The sequence below is a fragment of the Bacteroidota bacterium genome (assembly GCA_039111535.1).
In the GTDB taxonomy this organism is placed as follows: Bacteria; Bacteroidota; Rhodothermia; order Rhodothermales; family JAHQVL01; genus JBCCIM01.
Genome location: JBCCIM010000334.1, coordinates 1 through 3,157, shown reverse-complemented (window position 1 = coordinate 3,157; position 3,157 = coordinate 1). Strand labels below are relative to the sequence as shown.

2 protein-coding genes are annotated in these 3,157 nt (G+C 51.3%); one reads left to right on the top strand and one right to left on the bottom strand.

Features of this window, described 5'->3' with window-relative positions; translation table 11 throughout:
* Nucleotides 1-206: 206 nt before the first annotated feature.
* A complete protein-coding gene (locus AAF564_26520) occupies nt 207-1,460 on the bottom strand; it encodes an efflux RND transporter periplasmic adaptor subunit (protein MEM8489129.1) in 1,254 nt (417 codons plus the stop codon).
* A gap of 409 nt (nt 1,461-1,869) precedes the next feature.
* On the opposite strand from AAF564_26520, the gene AAF564_26515 reads away from it, so the two are divergent.
* On the top strand, nt 1,870-3,066 hold the full coding sequence (locus AAF564_26515) for a sensor histidine kinase (GenBank protein ID MEM8489128.1): 1,197 nt from the start codon (nt 1,870-1,872) through the stop codon (nt 3,064-3,066).
* Nucleotides 3,067-3,157 lie beyond the last annotated feature (91 nt).

The window sequence follows — 3,157 nt, the reverse complement described above, 5'->3', positions numbered from 1 at the left end:
AGAGGTACCCATTAAGGCAATCATCTCACCTCGCTCGACGGTCAAGTCGATGCCGCTTAAGGCTTTCACTTCCGTTCGACCCATTTGGTAGACCTTGGTGATGTTGTTTGTCTGTATGACGATTCTGTCGTTCTGCATTGAAGTTGTAGGATCAGGTGTTTAGTAGGATCAAGTTTTTGGGACACGGTGATTCATTGTTCTGCATTCTAAAACCCAGGCCGAGGCGGTCCACCACCTTGCTGCGAGGTTTGAAACGGATTGGTGGTACCGCTTTGTGTACTGCTCTGCGTGACGCCGGTAATGATCATCAAGCCGGGCTCAAGTTCTGGCCCTTGAATCGCAGTCGACTGACCATTAGTTGTTCCTGTCCGTACAGGCATGATAGCCAGATTGCCGTCTGCATCGAGATACCATAGTCTGGCCGTATCAGCAGGACGTTGTCTGTTCTCTGCATTGCCTCTATCTGGGCGTCTTGGTTGAGCAGCGTTCCTTACGTTTTCAGATCCCTGATTATCTTGTTGCATCCGACGCTCTCTAAGCTGAGCTGTCATCTCTTCGGTTGGGCGGAAGCGCAAAGCAGCGTTGGCCACATTCAGTACGTCTGTGGCAGTCTCGATGAGGAAGTCCACTGTAGCCGTCATGCCTGGCAGCAGTGTTCCGTCCGAGTTGTCGACATCAACCACGACCGTGTAGTTGACGACGTTTTCCTGTGAACTGGACTGAAGGCGTACCTGGCGTACCGCGCCATGGAAAGTCTCCTCCGGGTAGGCCTGCACCGTGAAACGAACGGCCTGTTCTGCCTGAATCTGTCCAATGTCGCTTTCATCTACAGAAACCAGAATCTCCATCTGGGAAAGGTCCTCAGCAATCAGGAAGAGCGTTGGCGCTGAAAGGCTGGCTGCAACCGTTTGTCCGACGTCTACGTTGCGCTCAATCACCACGCCATCAACTGGCGCAGAGATATACGTGTAAGAGAGGTTTTGCTGCGCGCGTTCGAGGCCTACCTGATTCGACTTGAGGTTTGCTTTTGCAACCGCAAGGTTATATTCGATTGTATAGAACTCGCTCTCTGTGATCACCTGACGTTCATAGAGCTGCTCGTTGCGGGTATACTCACGTTCTCGCTGCGCCACTTCAGCCATGCTGCGTTCCAAATCTGCCTCTGCAGCCCGAACTGCCTGCTCTTGCAATGTTGGATCGATACGGGCGATAAGCTCACCTTTCTTGACGCTGTCATTATAGTCTACAGTGATCTGTGCAATCTGGCCCGATGCCTGGGTGCCTACTTCTACAGTGCTAACAGCGCTGAGCGTCCCTGTGGCGCCAATGGTTGATTCCAGATTGCCCTGTTCAACTTCAATAAAGCGGTAACTAATTTCCTCCTGGCCATTCTGGTTAAAGTACCAGAAGGCAGCGCCGGCGATGCCGACTACTATCAGCGTGCTAATGATCTTTTTCATGATTGTTAATCTTTTTCATGATTGTGTCTTTTGGTCAGTTCTTGAAGCCCTTTGGGCGCTCTCTGGTGGAGTATATGGAGGCAGCAGTGAGCAGATACGGTTGTTTTCGTGAGTTGCATCAACAGGTCGCGAATGGTTTTTTTGGTGTCGTGTAGCCTTTAGGGGGGGCTTGAGCGCAGCAATACCAGCTAGCAGCATATATCGTTTATTTGCTACATAGAGTCTGGTAGTGGGAGGGCATCCCCACGACGTCTGCGTGAAAATCAGGGTATGAGAAATGCACCTCGCGTCAAGCGCACTTGCGCAGTTAAAAATGAACGCTTACGTTGGCTGATGTGTGTGTGTTGACGCCTTTTACCTCGTTCGCTGGCATAGAACAGGTTGATGTGCTTGCTGTCTATTTTATATCATGAGAAACACTATTTCGTCAGACCAGACTGGGGAACAGCCAGTGGCACGTAGCGCCAGGCAGGAGGAGCATTCCGAAATATGGACACGACCGTGGGTAGAAGCAGGTTTTATCATTGCTTTTTGGCTCTTTATCCTCTTTATCACGATCGGCCAGCGTGCCAACGATCCCCGAGGACCGCAAGGCCTGGTGTGGCAGGAATTGGTGATCACTGTCCTGCAATTTGCACTGTGGGGATTGTTAACGCCTGGGGTCTTGTGGCTAAGCCGCAGGTTTAGCTTCAGCCGGCCCAACTGGCGCAGGCGCATTGCGCAGCATATCGGGATTGCGCTCCTGGTTTCGATATTAGCCAATGCATTTCACCAGTTGCTGTTTAATGTGCTGTTGCCCGGCAGGCGGCCGCCGCTAGATCCCGAACGCCTTTTGTTAAGCTTTCGATTTCTAGACGAATTGATGGTTTATTTTTTCATTCTTGCTGCCGGCTTTGCCCGCAACTATTTCCTGCAATATCGAGAACGGCAACAAGAGTCTGTGCATCTCAGGGCACAATTGGCTGAGGCGCGGTTGGCAGCATTAAGAATGCAGCTCAACCCGCATTTCTTATTTAACACGCTTCATGCTATTCTCCCCCTTGTTGAGCGTAATCCTTCGGGTGTACGCACCATGATTGTGCGGCTGAGCGAGTTGCTGCGTCATTCACTGGATGGAAGCGATGAACCTGAGGTGATCCTGAAGGAAGAGTTGCAGTTCTTGCGCAGCTATCTTGACATCCAGCAGGTGCGCTTAGGAGACCGGTTAGAAGTACACGAAGAGATTGAACCAGATGTACTTGATGCAATGGTACCAAACCTGATTTTACAGCCGCTCGTGGAAAATGCCATCAAACACGGCATAAGTCAGGTACGTGAAGCCGGCCATATCTGGGTACGTGCATGGCGGGAAGGAGAAAACCTGTGTTTGAGTGTTCGGGACAATGGACCAGGAGATGCAGGCAGCGGAAAGGCTGAGGAAGGTCATGGCGTGGGGCTTCGTAATACGCAAGCACGTCTGGAACAACTCTATGGTTCTGCGCAAGATTTTGTGTTTCGTGAGGCTGAAGGCGGGGGATTTGTTGTCCTCATTACGCTTCCTTACCACACCAGGACCGACTTGCACGCGGCTGCCCGTGTGGGGGCAAATATTGTAGACAACTTATGACCAAAGAGACTGCCATTCGTGTACTTATCGTTGATGATGAGCCTTTTGCCCGGCAATGGCTTGAAGACCTCCTGGCAGGAAAGGAAAACGT

Bases quoted from the DNA above. Each gene is read 5' to 3' on its own strand.
- AAF564_26520 (MEM8489129.1), bottom strand. From the start codon at position 1,460: ATGAAAAAGATCATTAGCACGCTGATAGTAGTCGGCATCGCCGGCGCT.
- AAF564_26515 (MEM8489128.1), top strand. From the start codon at position 1,870: ATGAGAAACACTATTTCGTCAGACCAGACTGGGGAACAGCCAGTGGCA.